The following is an 18,816-nucleotide window of genomic DNA, read 5'->3' as shown; positions in this document are numbered from 1 at the left end:
GCTGAGCGGCGGTGTTCAGGGATAGCTCGCGCCAAGCTCAATAATCCTTCGAAATCCGCACGTTGGCGCTCTGCCGGCCGATCGTCGAGATTGACGACAGCAGCGACAGCCAGCGCGTGATCTGGAATTCCACCTGGGTGGCCGAATAGCCGCGCCCGTCGGTGACGATCTCCACATAGGTGTTGCGGGTGATATACTTGCCCGCCGCAATGCTGGTGCCCTGGCCGAGGGTCTGGTTGCCCTCGACGATGCGCAGACGATCGAGCCCGATCGCCCCGCGCAGTGCGTTGATCGGGTCGAGCCCGCTGCCGCCGCGCAGCGATGCCAGCGCCGCTGCAAGCTGCACCGCCTCGGGCGCGGAAATATCGGTGATCGACGATCCGAACAGCAACCGCGCGAGCAGCTCGTCCTCGGGCAGCGCCGGGGTGCTGGTAAAGCTGATCTCCGGCGCCAGGCCCGTTCCGCGCACGTTGATGGTGGCGTTGAGATCGGTGAGGTTGGCCGAGGCCGCGATGTCGAGCGCCGGATTGGGCGGCGATTCCCCGCGGAAGCTGATGCGGCCACGCTCGAGATCGAAATCGCGACCGGCAAATTCATACTCGCCGCGGATCAGATCGGCCTGGCCGCTGATACGCGGCGCATCGACCGTTCCGGTGAGCGTGATATTGGCCGCCCATTCGCTGTTGATGCCAAGACCGGTGACGGTGAACTGGTTGGGCGCGCGCGCCTTGACATTGTAGCGCCAGATGGCGGGCCGCTCGCGGCGGGGGGCCTCGTCGGCACGGCGGTTGATTTCGCGCACGTTGATCACCGGCAGCGCTTCAGCAGCGTTGAACTGGCCCAGCCGGAAGCGCCCCCGATTGAGCACGACATCGCCGCCCAGCGTCCCGGTCGTGCCATCGGATGATATGGTCAGCGGCCCCGAGACGGTGGCACCGAAATCGTCGCGATTGACCAGTTGCGCATTCTTCGCCGTCGCCTTGATCTCGACCGCGACGCCTTGCGATGGCGAGGCGAATAGGCCGCCATAATCGACATAGCCCGACCCGGTGATCGTGCCGTTCGATCCGGCCTTGCCGCTGAAGCTGGTCAGCGTCAGCCGCGATCCGTTAAACTGGCCGCGCGAGACGATGTCGGAGATCACCGTGCCCGAAAGCCCGCTTTCCAGCCGCGCGGTGCGGGTGGCGAGAATGCCGTTGATGCTGGGATCGCGCAGCGAGCCTGAAAGGTCCGCTGCGACGCCGACCTGGCCGGTGACGTCGAACGCCTCGATGCCCAGAAGCCGCCAGAGCGAGTCCGCCGGACCGTTGAAGCGAAGCTGCCCTGCCAGCGTACCGCGCTGCAAACGGCCGAACAGGTCGAAACCCTGCGGCAGATTGCCGATCCGCGCCTGCGCGCGGCCGACGGTCTTGTCCTGCTCGGCAATCACTGCGCGTACCGCCAGCGCATCGGCGGTCAGCGCCAGATTGGCAGCGATATCGACCGGGCGCGAGCTGACGATCAGGCCGGTACGGGTCAGGTTGTCGAGCTTCACACTGGCCTTGCCGGTCGGCAAGCCACCATCGGCCTGACGATAGTTGAGCGTGCCGGAGGCGTTACCGCCAAAGCCAAGCTCGCGCACCGCAACGTCGAACAGCGCCAGCGGCACCGTGTTGAACTGCGCGCTGAGTTCGGTGAGGCCGCCGCCAAAGCGCCCCTGCGCGCCCAGGCGCCCGCGACCGACGCGCAGCACCGCAGGCGCCAGTCTCCAGCCGCCGTCTTCGAGCTTTGTCAGCCGCGCCGGACGCACCAGCCGCAGCCGCCGGTTGCCATATTGGCCATTGCCCGCAAGCGTGATCGCATTGCCGGCGATCTGCGCACTGGTCTGGAGCTCGAAATTGCTGCCGCGCCGACCGGCCAGCGACGCGGTCACCCTGCCCTCACCATTGACCAGATTGGCATTGGCCGCCAGTCGCCCGATGAACAGCGGCCCACGCCCGATGCCCTGCGCCTGGATGCTGCCGACGATCGTGTTGCGCCCTTCGGCAATCAGCGCATCAATTTCTGCTGCGCCCCGGTTGATGGTGATCGGCACCTCGCCATCGAAGCGCGCATTGGCAAGGTTGAGCAACGCCTTGACGCCCTGCCCGCCGGCGCGCGGATCGAGCGTAACATTGCCGGTAATGCCCCCGCCCGAGACGTCGAGCGCGCCTTCGATGCCCGCCTTGGTCGCATAGATATCGCCCGCAAACAGCGCGCGCGATACGGTGAAGCGCTCGATCTGGATCAGCGTCCGCCCGGCTTCGCGCGCAAAGATGCGCGTTGCACCTTCGAGCGGACCGAGCGCCGACTGGCCGGTGACATCGACCGAGAAACCATCGGGCACGGTGCCCAGCGCCAGCCGCAGATCCTGCACCCCCAGCGCAGGCAGCGGATCTTCCAGCGTCAGCACCGCACGCGTGTCGCCCCGGATGGAATCTGCCGTCACATCCAGCGGGCCGTAATCGCGGTGACGACCGCTGGCACGCAGCACGATACGGCCATCGGGCTCCAGCCGGCCGCCACCGATCAGCGCCAGCTTCTGCGCCGCCAGGCTCGCATCGCGCAGCACGAAGGGCTGGCCGGCGCCATAGCTGAACTTGCTGGCAAATCGCGGGCCTGGCCCGATCAGGGTGACCACAGTCTCGTTGACCACACGGCGCATCAGCACGCGGACATCGCCCAGCAGATCCCAGGCGGCACCGCCGCCAAAGGCCAGGCGCAGATTGGCATCGATATCGGCATCACCGACATTCTCGACCCCGAAGGCAGGCAGGCGGACATCAGCGACGGCCAGATAGCGTCCGCGCTGGCTGCTGCCCGAAAGCTGGACCAGCGCGACAAGGCTGTTGCTGACCAGCCTGATGGGATCGCTGCTGAGGATGCCGTCGCGCATCCGCACAACGCCTTGCCCGCGCAGGCCGTTCGCCAGGCGGTCGCCATAGGCATTGCCGGTGGCGACGCGCGTCGCGCTGACCTTGACGGGGATGGTGAAATCGCGCTGCTGCCGGGTTATCGTGCCCTGCGCCAGCAGCGTTTCGGCGCTGACACCGGCCATTGCAACCCGGTCCGCCGAGAGGCGATAGGGCGCTTCCAGTTCGCCGAAGCTACCTTTCAGCGTCACCTGCCCGCGCAGATTGCGCGCCTCAAGCCCCTCTGCGAGCAGTTGCGGGCGAGACAGTGCGGCCAGCAGCTCAACATTGTCGAAACGGTTTTCGCCAAGATCGATCGCGCCATTGGCATTGATCGTCCCAGCCTGGCCCGCCAGCGCGACCATGCCCGACAGCACGCGCGCGTCAAGCGTGCCGCGCGCGACCACGCCGATGGCAGGGCCGAGCGCGCGGGTAAAGCTGTTGCCGATCAGCGGCTCGGGGCGGACAAAGCCCCGGATGCGCACCTGGCCTTCGCGCTGGTTGATATCGAGCGCGGTCAATTCTCGGTCGCCCAGGCGGGCAGCCAACTTGCCTTCCCAGAAATTCCAATCGCCCCGGCCCTTGACCGAGGCAGACATGTCCTGCGTCAGGCCTGCTAGCGCAGCGATGGCTCCGCCTGCAGGCGCGACAATGTCGCCATTGATCATCAGCCGGTTCTGATCGGGGATGGCGTCGATCATCACCGCCAGCCGGTCGCTGCCATCGGCCAGCGCAGCGCGCGCATCGACCAGCACCCGGCCCGACCGGATATCGACCTTGCCCGCGATATTGGCGACCCGGCGCGGCCCGGCAATCCCATCGCGGATCACCAGCCCATCGGCCTGCAGCCGGTCTATGCGGATATCGAAGGCCGGCAGCAGCGGATCGTCGGGGTCGCCCGGGTTCAGTTCTGGCAGGCTTCGCAACTCGCCGCGCCGGATGACCAGATCGCGAATGTCGAGCCGGTTGTTGAGGAAGCGAAACGGCCGCCAGTCGAGATCGACGGTCGAGGCGGTGAAGAAGACGCGCTTGGTATCGCGGATTTCGACCCCGCGCAGCACCGCCTTGCCATAGATCGACCCTTCTATCCGTGCGACGCGCAGCGAAAGGCCCGATTTGAGCTGATAGCCGGCAATCTGCTCGGCGACGAAGCGGCGGCCAGGCCCGCTGTCCAGCCCGAACAGCATTGCTGCCACCAGGCCGGCCAGCACCAGCACGCCGATGACAAGCCCGCGCACCCACCGCACCGGCTTGCGCGCCGGCGCCAGGGGCTGCGACGACACGGCGTCGGTCACCGGCTCATCCGCCATCAGAAAGCCTGTCCCAGCGAAATATAGATACCGATGCGGCTGTCGCCCGTCTGCGGGTTCAGCGGCGTGCCGACATCGAGCCGCAACGGCCCGAAGCTGCTGTAATAGCGCACGCCGATACCGGCACCATAGCGCATGCCGCTGAAATCGGGGGTGCTGCCGGCATAGACATTGCCCGCATCGAAGAACGGGACGACGCCAAAATTGCCGAAGCGCACGCGTGCCTCGAGCGAGAATTCGGCAAGGCCATTGCCGCCGATCGGATCATCATTGCCGTCGCGCGGGCCGATCCGCTGGAAGCCATAGCCGCGCACCGACCCGCCGCCACCGGCATAGAACCGCCGCGACGGGGCGATATCGAAGCGGTCCGCGCCGAGCGTGCTGCCCAGCCGCGCCCGCCCTGCCAGCACGATCCTGTCCGATATCGGCTGGTAATAGCTGCCGTCGATCTGGATGCGGACATAGCCCTTGCTGCCCGATTGCAGCGAATATTCGGGCGAGACGCGCCCGCCGAGCCTGAAACCCTTGGTCGGATCGAGCAGGCTGTCGGTGCCGTCATAGGTCAGCGCCGTCGGCAACGCGGCGATGAAGAACGTCTGCCTTGCACCGCCGACAATCCGCGCCCGGCTGTCGCGTTCGTCGGACAGCACCAGCTCCGCCCCCAGCGACCAGGTCCATTTCTTCTGGAAGATCAGGTTGGTCTGCCGCTCCAGCGAGGCCGCAACCAGGAAGGTCCGTGCCTCGAAGGCATCGCGATTGATGTTGCTGGCCAGCACCTGAGCGGTCAGCACCCGGTCGCGCTTCAGGAAATTGTTGCGCCGAAAGACCAGGTTGATGAGCTGTTCCTGCGTGCCGCCCACAGCGCGCGCGCGGACCAGGCCTTCGGGCGGAAAAAAGTTGCGATGTTCCCAGCTGACCTCCGCGCGATAGCCTTCTCCAGTACCATAGCCGACTGCGCCCGCGATCGTGCGGAGCGGTGCGGCTACGGTCTCTACCGTGACATCCACTGTCCCGGGCTCGTTGCCGACGGGATCGGTCGCAGCGACCGGGGTCAGGGTCGCGGTCGATACCAGCCCGGTTGCGAGGATCGCGCGGCGCAGATCGTCCATCTCCGACGCCTGGAAGATATCGCCCGGCGCAAACCGCGCAATCCGCTGCAGGTGCCGCGACCCGAACAGCCCCTGATCGTTGGCGATGATGCCGCCAAAGCGATACTGGCCGCCGGGGGTGACAGGGACGGTCAGCGCACCGCTGCGCGCCTCGTGGTCGATCAGCAGATCGGGCTCGCCGGTCTGCGCAAACGGAAATCCGGTTTCCAGCAAGCGCGTCAGCACCGCCAGACGCCCGGCGACGATCTTGTCCGAATTGGCCGGATCGCCCACCTGCATGGCAAAGACCGCGCGGGCCGCAGGCACGTCGACCCCCACCGCGTCCAGCCCGGCGAGATCGATCGCGCTCAGGCGATAGACCGGGCCGGTCGTCACCTCGAAATTCAGCGCAACCCGATCTTCCCCCGCCACCCGGGCGACTGAATTGCGCACCTCGCCATCATAATAGCCATAGACGCGCAGCATGGTATCGAGCAGGTCGTTATCGTCGCGGGCGCGGCGGTTGACCTGGGCCAGATTGGCGTCGTCGTCCGACAGTCGCTCGAGGGTCGACAGCGACTGGAAGCGATCGCGAAAGGCATCCTGGTCCAGATCGGCGAGGTCCTCGGACGGCAGGAAGTTGACCGTGACACGGTAGCGCACATCGCCATCATCGAGCTCACGCAGCGCCTGGCGCTCGGCGCGCCTCTGCTCGCGCTCCGCCTCGCGTTCGGCGCGGCGCTGGGCAGCGTCCCCTTCCTCACCTTCGAGCAGGGGATCGACCGCCGCGTCCCCCGGCAGTGCGGCGAGGCCATCGCGGACATCGTCAATGCCCGTAGCCACAGCATCGCCATCGGTGCGATCCGAGGCATCGGCGGCCTGGGTATCGGCGGGGAGTGTATCTTCGGCAGTGAATTCACCCGGCCATGCGGGAATGTCGCCACCATCGGGCCATTCGACTTCCATGCCGGGAAGCTGATCCAGCGGGGCGAGCGGGTCTATGCCCAGCGGGTCTTCCGCCTCGGGCGCCGGCAGTTCGGGTTGTTCGGACGATTGAGCCGCAACATCGCTGGAAGTAGCGGGGACCTGCTGCGCGTGCGCATAGCCCGGCCATGCGCAGCCAGCGGCCAGCATGACCAGTGTTCCCGCCTTACACAGACGCGCGCGATCACCCAGCCTCATCAACCCTATATGCTTTCAGCGCAGGCGGGTTCCCGCCCGAAATCAAAATAGTGGTTATGCGCCAGCGCCGTCCCGTTCAAGGTCGAAAGGGTGCCAGCCATCGGGGCCAAGCAGTTCCAGCGGCTGGTATTTTATCTTGTACTGCATGCGCGGCGAAGATTTTACCCAATAGCCCAGATAGACATAGGGCAGCCGGGCGCGCGCGGCGCGCTGGATATGATCCATGATGATGTAATTGCCCAGGCCCCGGCGGGTCGGATGGTCGGGCTCGTAAAAGCTGTAGATCATCGACAGGCCATCGCCCTGCTGATCGGTCAGGCACGCGCCGACCAGCTTGCCGGCGCTGCCATCGGGGTTGGGCTCGCGATATTCGATGACATAGCTGCGCACCGGGGTGTGCTCGACCATGTCGGCATAATCCATGTCGTCCATGTCGGACATGCCGCCGCCCGGGTGCCGGGTCTTCAGATAGCGGCGCAGCAGATCGTACTGCTCCTGTGTCGACCAGGGCTTGCAGGCCGAAACGATCAGATCGCGGTTGCGCTTCAGCAACTTGCGTTGGTTGACCGAGGGCACGAACTTGTCTGCCACCACGCGCACCGACACACAGGCGCGACAATCGAGGCAGCTGGGACGATAGGCGACGTTCTGGCTGCGACGAAACCCGATGCGGCTCAGCGCGTCGTTGAGTTCGTCCGCATGCGGACCGCTCAGCTCGGTGAACACCTTGCGCTCGCTCTTGCCCGGAAGATAGGGGCATGGGCCAGGGTTGGTCACGAAGAAGCGGGGAAAGCGTGCCGGTGCGCTCACGTACGGAACGGTCCTTGTCCAAATGGTCCAGATCGGCGGATGAAAGCCGTTGCCATGCTATGCTCGACAACCGCCGCAACCGCCAAGCCGGTTAACCAACTTTCTTGGTTAAGGCGCGCCAAGTCGAGTCAAATCGGCGGTAGAGCGCGGGCTGGCTGTGGATAAAGCGCGATTCATGCTGAATCGCAGGCATCAGCCATGCTGGCCAACACGCGACTTCCCTCTCCTCACCCGGCCTTGCGGACCGGGGTGAACAGGACATGGCAAGAGTGATCGGGCCCGGCCGCCCTTCGGCTGAACCCTCCTGCGCAAACAGGGGGCAGAAGAGAGTTATGCCACCTCTACCAGGCCGACATCATATCCGCTGGCCTTGAGCGAGGCGACCAGCGCGTCGAGCTGGCTGCGGTCGCGCGCTTCGCATTCGATATCGGTGATCAGGCCCTTGGCGGGCAGGTTGGTGAACACGCGCTGGTGGTAGATCTCGATGATGTTGACCTGATGCGCGTCGAACTGGCGCATCACCTTGAACAGCGCGCCGGGCCGGTCCTGCAGCGCGATGCGCAGGCGTGCCAGACGGCCCGATCGGGCGAGATCGCGCAGCAGCACATTGGCGAGCAGCCGGGTATCGATATTCCCGCCGCACAGCACGACGCCCACCGTCTGGCCCTTGAACCGCTCGGGCTCTGCGAGCAGCGCCGCCAGCCCGGCAGCGCCTGCGCCTTCGGCCACGGTCTTTTCTATCTGCAGCAACAGGCTGACCGCTGTTTCCAGCTGCGGCTCGCTCACCAGCACGATGTCATCGGCCAGCGCGCGCACGATCTCGCGGGTGAAGTCGCCCGGCTGCTTGACCGCAATGCCCTCGGCCAGCGTATCGCCCTCGCACGGATACTGGGTGCCCTTCACCGTATTGTACATGCTGGGATAGAGCTGCGCCTGGACGCCGGTCAGTCTGATATCGGGCTTGAGCGCACGTGCAGCCGTGCCCATGCCCGAGAACAGCCCGCCCCCGCCGATCGGAATCACGAAATGATCGATCTCGGGCGCGTCCTCCAGCATTTCGATGGCGACCGTCCCCTGCCCCGCCGCGATCACCGGATCGTCGAACGGGTGGACAAAGGTCAGCCCTTCGCTGGCTTCGAGCTCGCGTGCATGCGCATAGGCATCGTCATATTTCTCGCCGAACAGGATGACGCGGCCGCCATTGGCCTCGGTCTGCTGCACCTTGATGGTGGGTGTGGGCTTGGGCATCACGATGGTGACGGGCACGCCCAGGCGGGTGCCGTGCCAGGCCAGGCCCTGCGCATGATTGCCCGCAGACGCAGCGATCACGCCCTTGGCCTTGGCTTCCTCGCTCATCTGCGACAGGAAGTTGAGCGCACCGCGCTCCTTGTACGCCGCAGTGAACTGCAGGTTCTCGAACTTCAGATATACCGTCGCCCCGGTAATCGCCGACAGCGTCCTGCTGACAAGCGTGGGCGTGCGGACGATGGAGCCGGCGATGCGAGCATGCGCGGCGCGGATATCATCCAGGGTGAGGCGGTCTGTGGGGCTGGTCATATCGGCTGCGGCCCCTAACCGATATGGCGCGGATTGAAAACATCCGTTAAGGCACCGCCATGGCAAATATAGCATTTATCGGTATCGGTGTGATGGGGGGCCCGATGGCCCGCCATCTTGGAAATGACGGCCACAGTCTGGCGCTGTACAATCGCAGCCCGGCCAAGGTCGAGGCCTGGCTGGCGGCACATCCGCATCTGGCGGACAAGGCACGCATCGCCGCGACTCCCGCCGACGCGGCCGAAGGCGTCGATGCGGTCATCACCTGCGTCGGCAATGATGACGACCTTGCCCAGGTCATCATGGGCCGCCAGGGCGCGTTCACCACGCTGCCCAAGGGCGCGCTGTTCATCGACCATACCACCGTCTCTGCGACCATCGCGCGCCAGATCTCGGTCGAGGGCCGCGCCAAGAACATCCTGTGCGTCGATGCTCCCGTCACCGGCGGCCAGGCAGGCGCGGAGAACGGCACGCTTGCTATCATGTGCGGCGGCAAGAAGGATGCGGTCGATGCCGCGCGCCCGATCATCAAAAGCTATTCCACCCGCATCGTCCATGTCGGCGGACCGGGCGACGGGCAGACCACCAAGATGGTCAACCAGATCTGTATCGCAGGCGTGCTGGGCGGGCTCAGCGAAGCGATGCGCTTTGCCCAGGCCAGCCGGCTCGATCTCGACAAGGTCTTCTCGGCGATCTCCGGCGGCGCTGCGCAAAGCTGGCAGATGGACAATCGCTGGAAGACCATGGCCGAAGACAGTTTCGACTTCGGCTTCGCCATCGACTGGATGCGCAAGGATCTGGGGCTCGCGCTCGACGAGGCGCGCAACAATGGCGCATCGCTCCCGGTTGCCGCCCTGCTCGACCAGTTCTTTGCCGAGGCGCAGCATCTGGGCGCAGGTCGCCAGGATACCAGCGCGCTGATCCGCAGGCTGCCGCGCAAATGAGGCGATCACTGTTCGTGCGCACCGCCGCACTCGCCGCCGCCCTGCTCGCCAGCGCGGCCACGCCCGCGCTCGCCGATGGGCTGATCGACAATGTCAACGGCATGACGCTCGATGCCAAGGGCAAGGTGATCAGTTTCACCGGGCTGGTGATCGACAATGACGGCAAGGTGAAGACCCTGCTCGAGCGCCGCGACAAGCGCCCCGAAAAGATCGACTACAGACTCGACGGCGACGGCCGCACCCTGATGCCCGGCATCATCGACGCGCATGGCCATGTCATGGGCCTGGGCTTTTCGCTGCTGACGCTCGACCTCAGCGGCACCAGGACGCTGGAAGAGGCGCTGGCCAAGATCAAGGCCTATGCCGACGAGAATCCCAGCCGCCCGTGGATCATCGGGCGCGGCTGGAACCAGGAGAAATGGGGCTTGGGCCGCTTCCCGACCGCCGCAGATCTGGACGCCGTCGTGCCCGATCGCCCGGTATGGCTGGAGCGGGTCGATGGCCATGCCGGCTGGGCGAACAGCGCCGCGATGCAGGTCGCGGGCGTCAAGCCTGACGTCAAGGACCCGCCCGGTGGCCGTGTCGAGCGCATCGGTGGCAAGCCGGCAGGCGTGTTCGTCGATGCCGCCGAAGCACTGGTGAGCAAGTCCGTGCCGCCGCCGCGCGCGGTGGACCGCGATGCCGCGCTGATCGCCGCGCAGGACCATCTGCTCGCGCTGGGCATTACCGGCATCGCCGATATGGGCACCACGATCGACGACTGGCAGGCCTATCGCCGGGCCGGTGACGAGGGGCGGCTGCGCGTGCGCATCATGTCCTATGCCGCCGGGATCGAGGCGATGGTCGCGATCGGCGGCCCGCGTCCCACCCCCTGGCTTTACGAGGACAGGCTGCGGCTCAATGGCGTGAAGCTGTATCTCGATGGCGCGCTCGGTTCGCGCGGCGCGATGCTCAAGGCCGATTATGCCGACAAGCCCGGCGAGCGCGGCCTTGCATTCGTCAACGATACCCAGTTGCTCAATCTGATGAGCCGCGCGGCGATGGACGATTTCCAGGTCGCCGCCCATGCCATTGGCGATGGCGCAAACGCGCAGGCGCTCTCGGCGATCGAGGAACTGGCCAAGGATTACAAGGGCGACCGGCGCTGGCGCATCGAGCACGCGCAGATCATCGACCCGGTCGACATACCGCGCTTCGCCAAGAACGGCATCATCGCCTCGATGCAGCCGGTCCACCAGATTTCCGACCGGTTGATGGCCGAGGCGCGGCTGGGCCCGGCCCGGCTGGCGGGGGCCTATGCGTGGAAGACGCTGAGCCAGGCGGGGGTTCCGCTCGCTTTCGGCTCCGACACGCCCGTGGAATCGCCCGATCCCTTTGCCGGGCTGGCCGCCGCCATCACCCGCGAGGATGCGCAAGGCCAGCCGTTCGGCGGGTGGCAGCCGCAAGAGCGTCTGGGCCGTACCGAGGTGATCGATGCGTTCACGCGCGGCGCTGCCTATGCGGGATTTGCCGAAGACCGGTTCGGCACGCTGATGCCCGGCATGCGCGCCGACTTCATCCTGCTCGATGTCGATCCGCTGCTGAGTACGCCCGGAGAACTGCGCGGAGCCAAGGTCGTCGAAACATGGGTCGGCGGGGTGCGCCGCTACCAGCGCGGCGAAGGTGGCTGACCGATGATGGACCCGGTGTTAACCATGCAGAAACCATTCGTTGCCCGCTTGCAACAGGCTGCCACAAAAGCTTTTTTACGGTGAACGAGAGCCCAATACTGGCTTGCAAGCTGGGAACTTTCCGCCTAGTTGGGCATTGAGCGTCGGGAAGAGCTCGTAAAACACTCTTTTCGCAACGGGTTGCAAAGCCTTGATTTTAAAAAGATCTTGGTGATGAATTGAATACGTGACGGAGGCTATAATGAAGAATCGTTTTGCTGTGGCAGCTCTTGCCGCACTTGCCGTCGCCGCAACGCCGGTACTGGCTCAGACCAGTGTCGCACGCGTTTCGGCTGCTTCGAGCGATGAGAGCGAAGCCGAAGGCAGCACCGGCATCATCATCGGTGTCGTCGCTGCTGCTGCCGTGATCGGTGGCATCGTGATCGCTGCTGACCAGGACAGCGACAGCCCGACCAGCCCCTGATTATTTCAGGCATGGTCGGACCGCTCTGGTCCAACTGAATCAAGAGAACGGGGTCTTAGGGCCCCGTTTTTTTGTGTCGGCTATCCGGCGACGGGTGCGTTTGTGCCGCATTTTCATGGAGTTGCTGCAGCTCCTCGAAGCGCATTCAAAAAAATTATCGTCGGCGAAAATTTTTTGGAACCTAATATCGGCATATGGGTTTTTCATTCAGGACGGCAGACCAAGCCCCCCCTCCAATGCCGTCCTAAAAAACATGAGCCCGGGCGCGCGATCCTCCCCCCTTCTCATCGCGCCCGGGCTTATATTTTTCTGCCCCCCCATCCCATAGCCTGACGCACCGCCCTGCCCCTTGCGCAGCGGCACGGAATTGCGCACAAGGTGCACATTCGGGTCGCGCCCATCTGTCGGCATCATGGCACTAAGCCTTGCCGATCCATTGCGGGGCAATCGATGCGTTCCGGCTCGCCAGATATCACCCAGAATCCTCGTATTTCGCTGCGCATCCTGGCGCTGGCGAGCAGCGCCATGCTGTTGGCATCGCTCCCGCTGAGTGCGTTCGCGCCCGATTCCAGGCAGATCGAGCAGGCCAATCGCGAGATCGAGCAGCTCAACCGGTCGGGAAGGCCCGTCGATGCCGAGCGCAAGGCGCGCGCGCTGTTGCAGGACATCGGCACCGCGCTCGACGGCGCTGACCCGCTCGCACGGGCAACACGCACCGCGCTGGCGCTGTCGCTGTTCCAGCAAAACCGCTTCCCGGATGCCGCCAAGGAACTCGAAGCCATCCTGACCGCCATCGAGGCCCGGTTCGGCAAGGATCATCCCGAGACGCTGCCTGCCGCCGACAATCTGGCGGGTGCCCTCAACCGCGCGGGCGAACCGGCCCGGGCAGAGGCGCTCTATCGCCGGGTCCAGTCAGGCTATGCCAAGCAATATGGCGCGGACAGCGAAGCCGCGCTCGAACTGCAGGGCAAGGTTGCGGTGGCGCTGGCCGATCAGGGCAAGAAGGATGAGGCCAGGGCCAGCTATGCCGACACCTATGCGCGCATGCGCAAGGCGCTGGGCGAGGATGCGCCGGGAACGCTGAAGCTCGCGCAGAATTACGGCATGCTGCTCACCGACATCGGCGACCACAAGACCGCAGGCACGGTGCTGCAAGACGTGTACGACCGCCGCAAGCGCAAGCAGGGTGCAGACCATGTCGACACGCTGACCGCGCTGGCGCTGCTCGGCGCGGACGAGATCCTGGCGGGTCAGTCCGCCAAGGGCCTGGAAAAGATGGACAAGGCCGCTGCGCGGCTTTCCGCTACCCTGGGTCCTGATGCGCCGCTGACCCGGCAGATCGCCAATGCCGCGCAGCGCTATCGCACGTCCGATGCACCGGCCAAGACGCAACAGGCCGCCGCGCAAACAGGCGCTGGGCCTGCAGGCAGCGCGGATGAGGCGCGGCTGACAAAACTGGCCAAAGAGATCGCGGCCCTGCGGCGCAGCGGCGATCTTTCGGCAGCACAAAAGCTGGCTGAAACGCTGTTGGCCGAACGCCGCCGGATCAACGGTCCAGACGCCGCCGAAACCTTTGTCGCGCTCAACACGCTGGCCGATGTGCTGCGCGACCAGAGCCGGTTTGCCGAGGCCGCCCCGCTGCTGGCCGAGGCGCGCGAGACGACGATCCGATTGTTCGGGACCGATCACGCCGCGACCGTGGCGATGACGACAAACGTGGCGGTCAATCTGGATGCCATGGGCCGCCACAAGGATGCCGAACCGCTGTTTCGCCAGGCCGTATCCGGTTGGGAAAAGCTGGAGGGCCGCAAGACGCCCGACATCCTGCCGCCGCTCAATGGTCTTGCGTTCAATCTCAAATCCCAGGGCCGATTTGCCGAAGCGGAGGCCCTGTTGCGCGAGCAACTGGCGCTGCGCAAGGAACTGAACGGCCCCGACAATCCCGCCACCATTACCACCAAGGTCTCTATCGGCCAGCTGTTCGCCGACCAGGGTCTGAACCCGGCGGCAGAACCCTGGCTGGCCGAGGCGGTGAGCGATTATATCCGCACCCAGGGCGAGCAGAAGCGCGATACGCTGAACGCCATGGGTCGGCTCGCCATTGTGCTCAAGGATCAGCGCCGCTTCCCCGAGGCGGAGACGCTGCAGCAACGGATCATCGACGTTGCGACCCGCGAATATGGCCAGGCCTCGCCGATCCGCATCCGTACGCTCAACGACCTGGCGCGCACCTATGAGGCGCAGGAGCAGTTCGCCAAGGCCGAACCGCTCTATCGCGAAGCGCTGGACCTGGGCCGAAATGTGCTGGGCGAGGACGATGCCGAAACGCTGATCTATGCGGGCAATCTGGGCGCGCTGCTGATGTACCAGCAACGCTTTGCCGAGGCGGAGCCGGTCATCCGAAGCACGCTGGAGGCGCGCACCCGGTTGCTGGGCAAGACGCACCCGCAACGTCTCTACAGCCTGAACGACCTCGCTTTGTGCCTGTTTTTCCAGGGTCGCTATGCCGAGGCCGAACCGCTCTACCGCGAGCTGGTACCCGCCTATGAGGCACAGTTCGGCAAGAACCATCCGTTCACGCAACAGGCGCTGAACAGCTTCGGCATTGCGCTGCTCAGCCGCAAGGGCAGCGAGGATGAAGCGTTTCGCATTGCCGAACAGACGGTGAAAGCGCTGCGTACCCAGCGCGGCATTGTCGGCAAAAGGCGGGGCCTTGCCGCTGCCGGCCAGCAGCCGACCGAGAACGAAGCCTTTTACTTCTCCACGCTGATGGACGCGGCCTGGCAACTGGGCGAGGTGCAGCCCGATCGTCGCGCCGACATGTTCGTGCGCGCCATCGTCGCCGCGCAAGAGGCGATGGACGGCCCCGCGGGCCAGGCGGTGGCAGAATCGGCTGCGCGCGCCGCCGCCGACAGCGCAGGCGGGCTGGGCGATTATGTCCGCCAGCGGCGCGAACTGGGCGACCGCTGGGCAGCGCTGGGCAGCGAACGCAATCTGGTGCTGGGCTCCGGCGCGCCGGATACGCCGCAAAAGGTCGCTGCCATCGACGCGGAACGCAGCGCGATCGAGGCAAAGACCGCCAATATCGATACGATCCTGCTCGGCCGCTTCCCGCAATATTTCGATCTGGTTCAGCCACGTCCGCTCGATGCCAAGCAGATCATCGACCTGATGCAGCCTGACGAAGCGCTGCTGCTGGTGCTGCCGTCCGAATTCGGCACGCATGTCATCACGGTGACCGATAGCGGGGTCAACTGGAACCGGGCCGGCCTGAAGAAGCGCGAGGTGGCGTTGCTCGTCCGCCGCCTGCTCTGGGATGTCGGGGCCAATGTCGAGGTCGATACGGTCGAGGACGCCGAATGGTCGAACGAGGGCGAAGGCGCCTATCCGTTCGATCGCCAGTCCGCCTTTGCGCTGTACCAGAGCCTGATCGCGCCGGTCGAGGCCGGGCTGAAGGGCAAGCGGCATGTGTTCATCGCGGCAGGTGGGGCACTGTCCTCCCTGCCCTTCGGCATGCTGGTAACGGAAAAGCCGACCGGAGCCGATGGCGATCCGGCCAATTTGCGCAGCACCAAATGGTTCGCCGATGCCCATGCGCTGATCCAGATCCCCTCGCTGCAATCGCTGAAGTTCCTGCGCGACAAGCTGGGCACCGCACCCGCTGGCGGCGCGGCAAACCGCCAGCCGTTCATGGGCTTTGGCGATCCGGTGCTGGAAGGCGCGGTCGCCGTGCGCGGCGGCGGTGGTCGCGGGGCATTCGTCAAGGGCAAGGGCCGCGATCCGCGTCGCGCCAGGCCGCAAGGCTTCGCCGCATCGCAGGTCTTTGCGCAAGGCACGACGCGATCGGGCGGCGGCGTGGTCGATATCGCGACGCTCAAATCGATGGCGCGCCTGCCGGGTACCGCGCAGGAGCTTGCCGCGATGCGCGCTGCATTGGGGGCAAGCCCCGCCAGCGTGATGACCGGCGCGCAGGCCACCGAGGCCAATGTCCGCAAGGCCCGGCTTTCCGACGCGCGCATTCTCGCGCTGGCGACGCACGGGCTGATGGCGGGCGAGATCGAAGGCGCGGCAGAGCCAGGCCTAGTCTTCACCCCGCCCGCTACGCCGTCCGAGGCCGATGACGGGCTGCTCACCGCGTCCGAAGTCGCCACGCTCAAGCTCGATGCCGATTGGGTCATCCTGTCAGCCTGCAACACCGCTGCGGGCGATGGTTCGCAAGGCGCGCCCGGACTGTCGGGCCTGGCCCGCGCGTTCTTCTATGCCGGCGCGCGCAACCTGCTCGCCTCGCACTGGCCGGTGCGCGACGATGTCGCGGCGAAGATGACGGTGCGCACGATCGAGATCGCGCGCGACAACCCCGCGCTGTCCCGCGCCGAAGCCTTTGCCCAGGCGATGCGCGAGATCCGCAACGATGCCAGCCAGGATTCAGACAGCGACACGCTCGCCCATCCCAATGCCTGGGCGCCGTTTACCTTGATCGGCGACGGGGCGCGCTAGACGCAGGCGCGCGCGCGGGCTAGTCGGTAGGGCATGACCGCAACCCCTGCCTGGCCGCCGCGCTCTGCCCCGCGCCTGTTCACCGATCAGCCGCTCGCCACGGGCGGAGCGCTGCGCATCGAGGGCAATCAGGCGCATTATCTGCTCAACGTGATGCGGCTGGCCGAAGGCGCGGCGGTGAAGCTGTTCGACGATATCAGCGGCGAATTTCTCGGCCGGGTGACAGCCCGCGGCAAGCGCGATCTGATGCTCGAGATCGAAGGCCAGACCCGTCCGCGCGAAGCCGTGCCCGATTTCTGGCTGTGCGCGGCGCCGATCAAGAAGGCGCGGTTCGATTTTCTCGCCGAAAAGGCCTGCGAACTGGGCGTTGCGCGGTTCGTCCCGGTGCTGACCGACCGGGCGGTGGTCGACAAGGTGAAGGACGACCGGCTGCGCGGCACGATGATCGAGGCGGCGGAACAGTGCGAGCGCACCGCCCTGCCCGAGATCGCGCCGCTCACCCGGCTCGATGCGCTGCTCAAGGCCTGGCCCGAGGGGCGGCACCTGTTCTTCGCCGATGAACGGCTGCACGATCAGGGCGGGGTTTCGCTGGCACAGGCAGCACGCGACCATTCCGGTCCGGCAGCGGTGCTGATCGGCCCCGAGGGCGGCTTTACCGATGCCGAGAATGCCGCGATCCGCGCGCATCCGGCAGCAGTGCCGGTTTCGCTGGGCCCGCGCATCCTGCGGGCAGAGACTGCTGCCATCGTCGCGACCTCTGTCTGGATGGCGGCGAATGGCGACTGGGGCCCTTGATTGTCCGGTCATTGATCCCATTACAGATTTTAAGGCTGGCATGGGTTGCAAGGCGCAACTAAAGCACCGGCGACAGAATATTCAGGGGTTCAGGGCGCAGCGATGAGTACACGTACCACCACCGGTGAAGACGATCCCGTCATCACCTCGATTGCGCAGCTGGCAGAGCCGATGGCGGCGGGCGAAAAGCCCAAGGCGAACTGGCGCATCGGCACCGAGCACGAGAAATTCGTGTTCTGTCGCAACGACTTCCACGCACCCAGCTATGACGAGCCCGGCGGCATTCGCGACCTGCTGATGGCGCTGACCGAATTCGGCTGGGAGCCGGTCGAGGAACGCACCCCCGATGGCGGCAGCAATGTCATCGCGATGCGCGGCCCCGATGGCACGGTGAGTCTCGAGCCTGCCGGCCAGCTCGAACTGTCGGGCGCGCCGCTGGAAAACCTGCACGAAACCTGCGCAGAGACCGGGCGGCACCTCGCCCAGGTCAAGGCGATCGGCGAAAAGACCGGCAAGGGCTTTCTGGGTCTGGGCATGTGGCCCGACAAGACCCGAGCCGAACTGCCGATCATGCCCAAGGGCCGCTATGGCATCATGCTGAACCATATGCCGCGGGTCGGCAGCATGGGGCTGGACATGATGCTGCGCACCTGCACGATCCAGGTGAATCTGGATTATGCCAGCGAAGCCGACATGGCCAAGAAGTTCCGCGTCGGCCTTGCGCTCCAGCCGCTGGCAACCGCGCTGTTCGCCAACTCGCCTTTCACCGAGGGCAAGCCCAACGGCATGCTCTCGTACCGCAGCCATATCTGGTCCGACACCGATCCTGCGCGCACCGGCATGCTGCCGTTCGTGTTCGAGGACGGGTTCGGCTATGAGCGCTATGTCGAATATATGCTCGACGTGCCGATGTACTTCGTCTTCCGCGACGGCCTGTATATCGATGCGGCGGGGCAGAGCTTCCGCGATTTCCTGAACGGCAAGCTCCCTGCCCTGCCCGGCGAGCGGCCGACGCTGAGCGACTGGAACGATCACCTCTCGACCGCCTTTCCCGAAGTGCGCCTGAAAAGCTTCCTCGAAATGCGCGGCGCCGATGGCGGGCCGTGGAGCCGCATCTGCGCGCTGCCCGCGCTGTGGGTCGGCCTGCTCTATGACCAGGGCGCGCTCGATGCCGCCTGGGACGTGGTCAAGGGCTGGACGATCGAGGAGCGCCAGGCGCTGCGCGATTCGGTGCCGAAGCTGGGCCTCGACGCGCCGATCGCCGGGGGTCGCAAGCTACGCGACATCGCAGCCGAAGTGCTCGACATCGCCTCATCGGGCCTTGCCTCACGAGCGCGGCTGAACAGCAGCGGCGACAATGAAACCGGCTTCCTGGAACCGCTGCGCGATGTCGTCGCGCGCGGCAAGACCCCGGCCGAAGACCTGCTCGCGCTCTACCATGGCGAATGGGGCGGCGATCTCAGTCGAATCTACGGCGCGATGCAGTTCTGACCGGCGTTGCTCCCCGTCCTCCCCTCTCCCCTTGCGGGAGAGGGTTGCGCAGACTTGGCAGCTCGCTGCCTAGTCGAAG

10 protein-coding genes are annotated in these 18,816 nt (G+C 65.8%); 6 read left to right on the top strand and 4 right to left on the bottom strand.

Annotation, left to right across the window (positions count from 1 at the left end; all coding sequences use genetic code 11):
- Nucleotides 1–37 precede the first annotated feature (37 nt).
- From OU999_01785 to OU999_01770, 4 genes are all read right to left on the bottom strand, one after another.
- On the bottom strand, nt 38–4,240 hold the full coding sequence (locus OU999_01785) for a translocation/assembly module TamB domain-containing protein (protein ID WAC23950.1): 4,203 nt from the start codon (nt 4,238–4,240) through the stop codon (nt 38–40).
- Nucleotides 4,240–6,510: a BamA/TamA family outer membrane protein gene (locus OU999_01780; protein ID WAC23949.1), complete on the bottom strand. Its 2,271-nt coding sequence runs from the start codon at nt 6,508–6,510 to the stop codon at nt 4,240–4,242. The genes OU999_01785 and OU999_01780 overlap by 1 nt, the downstream gene beginning before the upstream one ends.
- Before the next feature lie 54 nt (nt 6,511–6,564).
- Nucleotides 6,565–7,320, bottom strand: a complete 756-nt coding sequence (locus OU999_01775; GenBank protein WAC23948.1) for an arginyltransferase — start codon at nt 7,318–7,320, stop codon at nt 6,565–6,567.
- Between the two features lie 330 nt (nt 7,321–7,650).
- The gene (locus tag OU999_01770; GenBank protein ID WAC23947.1) at nt 7,651–8,877 is read right to left on the bottom strand and encodes a threonine ammonia-lyase; all 1,227 of its coding nucleotides are present in this window, start codon (nt 8,875–8,877) and stop codon (nt 7,651–7,653) included.
- A gap of 59 nt (nt 8,878–8,936) precedes the next feature.
- Here OU999_01770 and OU999_01765 point away from each other — a divergent pair, with 59 nt between their 5' ends.
- The 6 genes from OU999_01765 to OU999_01740 all read left to right on the top strand — a co-directional run bounded on the left by OU999_01765 (nt 8,937) and on the right by OU999_01740 (nt 18,737).
- The gene (locus OU999_01765; GenBank protein ID WAC23946.1) at nt 8,937–9,821 is read left to right on the top strand and encodes an NAD(P)-dependent oxidoreductase; all 885 of its coding nucleotides are present in this window, start codon (nt 8,937–8,939) and stop codon (nt 9,819–9,821) included.
- Complete coding sequence (locus tag OU999_01760) at nt 9,818–11,491, top strand: amidohydrolase family protein (protein ID WAC23945.1); 1,674 nt, start codon at nt 9,818–9,820, stop codon at nt 11,489–11,491. Before OU999_01765 ends, OU999_01760 begins: the two co-directional genes overlap by 4 nt.
- Nucleotides 11,492–11,732: 241 nt before the next feature.
- Complete coding sequence (locus OU999_01755; GenBank protein WAC23944.1) at nt 11,733–11,954, top strand: hypothetical protein; 222 nt, start codon at nt 11,733–11,735, stop codon at nt 11,952–11,954.
- Between the two features lie 450 nt (nt 11,955–12,404).
- Entirely contained in the window at nt 12,405–16,451 is a 4,047-nt protein-coding gene (locus tag OU999_01750) for a CHAT domain-containing protein (protein ID WAC23943.1), read from the top strand.
- Nucleotides 16,452–16,484: 33 nt separating this feature from the next.
- The gene (locus OU999_01745) at nt 16,485–17,246 is read left to right on the top strand and encodes a 16S rRNA (uracil(1498)-N(3))-methyltransferase (GenBank protein WAC23942.1); all 762 of its coding nucleotides are present in this window, start codon (nt 16,485–16,487) and stop codon (nt 17,244–17,246) included.
- A 102-nt stretch (nt 17,247–17,348) separates the two neighbouring features.
- The gene (locus tag OU999_01740; GenBank protein WAC23941.1) at nt 17,349–18,737 is read left to right on the top strand and encodes a glutamate--cysteine ligase; all 1,389 of its coding nucleotides are present in this window, start codon (nt 17,349–17,351) and stop codon (nt 18,735–18,737) included.
- Nucleotides 18,738–18,816: the final 79 nt, after the last annotated feature.

The organism is Blastomonas sp. SL216 (assembly GCA_026625625.1).
Taxonomy (GTDB): domain Bacteria; phylum Pseudomonadota; class Alphaproteobacteria; order Sphingomonadales; family Sphingomonadaceae; genus Blastomonas.
This window is presented reverse-complemented; position numbering and strand designations above follow the sequence as displayed.

What these genes read in the sequence shown, in the direction of transcription:
- OU999_01755 (WAC23944.1), top strand. Translation starts at nt 11,733, where the DNA reads ATGAAGAATCGTTTTGCTGTGGCAGCTCTTGCCGCACTTGCCGTCGCC.
- OU999_01785 (WAC23950.1), bottom strand. Translation starts at nt 4,240, where the DNA reads ATGGCGGATGAGCCGGTGACCGACGCCGTGTCGTCGCAGCCCCTGGCG.
- OU999_01760 (WAC23945.1), top strand. Translation starts at nt 9,818, where the DNA reads ATGAGGCGATCACTGTTCGTGCGCACCGCCGCACTCGCCGCCGCCCTG.
- OU999_01740 (WAC23941.1), top strand. Translation starts at nt 17,349, where the DNA reads ATGAGTACACGTACCACCACCGGTGAAGACGATCCCGTCATCACCTCG.
- OU999_01745 (WAC23942.1), top strand. Translation starts at nt 16,485, where the DNA reads ATGACCGCAACCCCTGCCTGGCCGCCGCGCTCTGCCCCGCGCCTGTTC.
- OU999_01765 (WAC23946.1), top strand. Translation starts at nt 8,937, where the DNA reads ATGGCAAATATAGCATTTATCGGTATCGGTGTGATGGGGGGCCCGATG.
- OU999_01750 (WAC23943.1), top strand. Translation starts at nt 12,405, where the DNA reads ATGCGTTCCGGCTCGCCAGATATCACCCAGAATCCTCGTATTTCGCTG.
- OU999_01770 (WAC23947.1), bottom strand. Translation starts at nt 8,877, where the DNA reads ATGACCAGCCCCACAGACCGCCTCACCCTGGATGATATCCGCGCCGCG.
- OU999_01780 (WAC23949.1), bottom strand. Translation starts at nt 6,510, where the DNA reads ATGAGGCTGGGTGATCGCGCGCGTCTGTGTAAGGCGGGAACACTGGTC.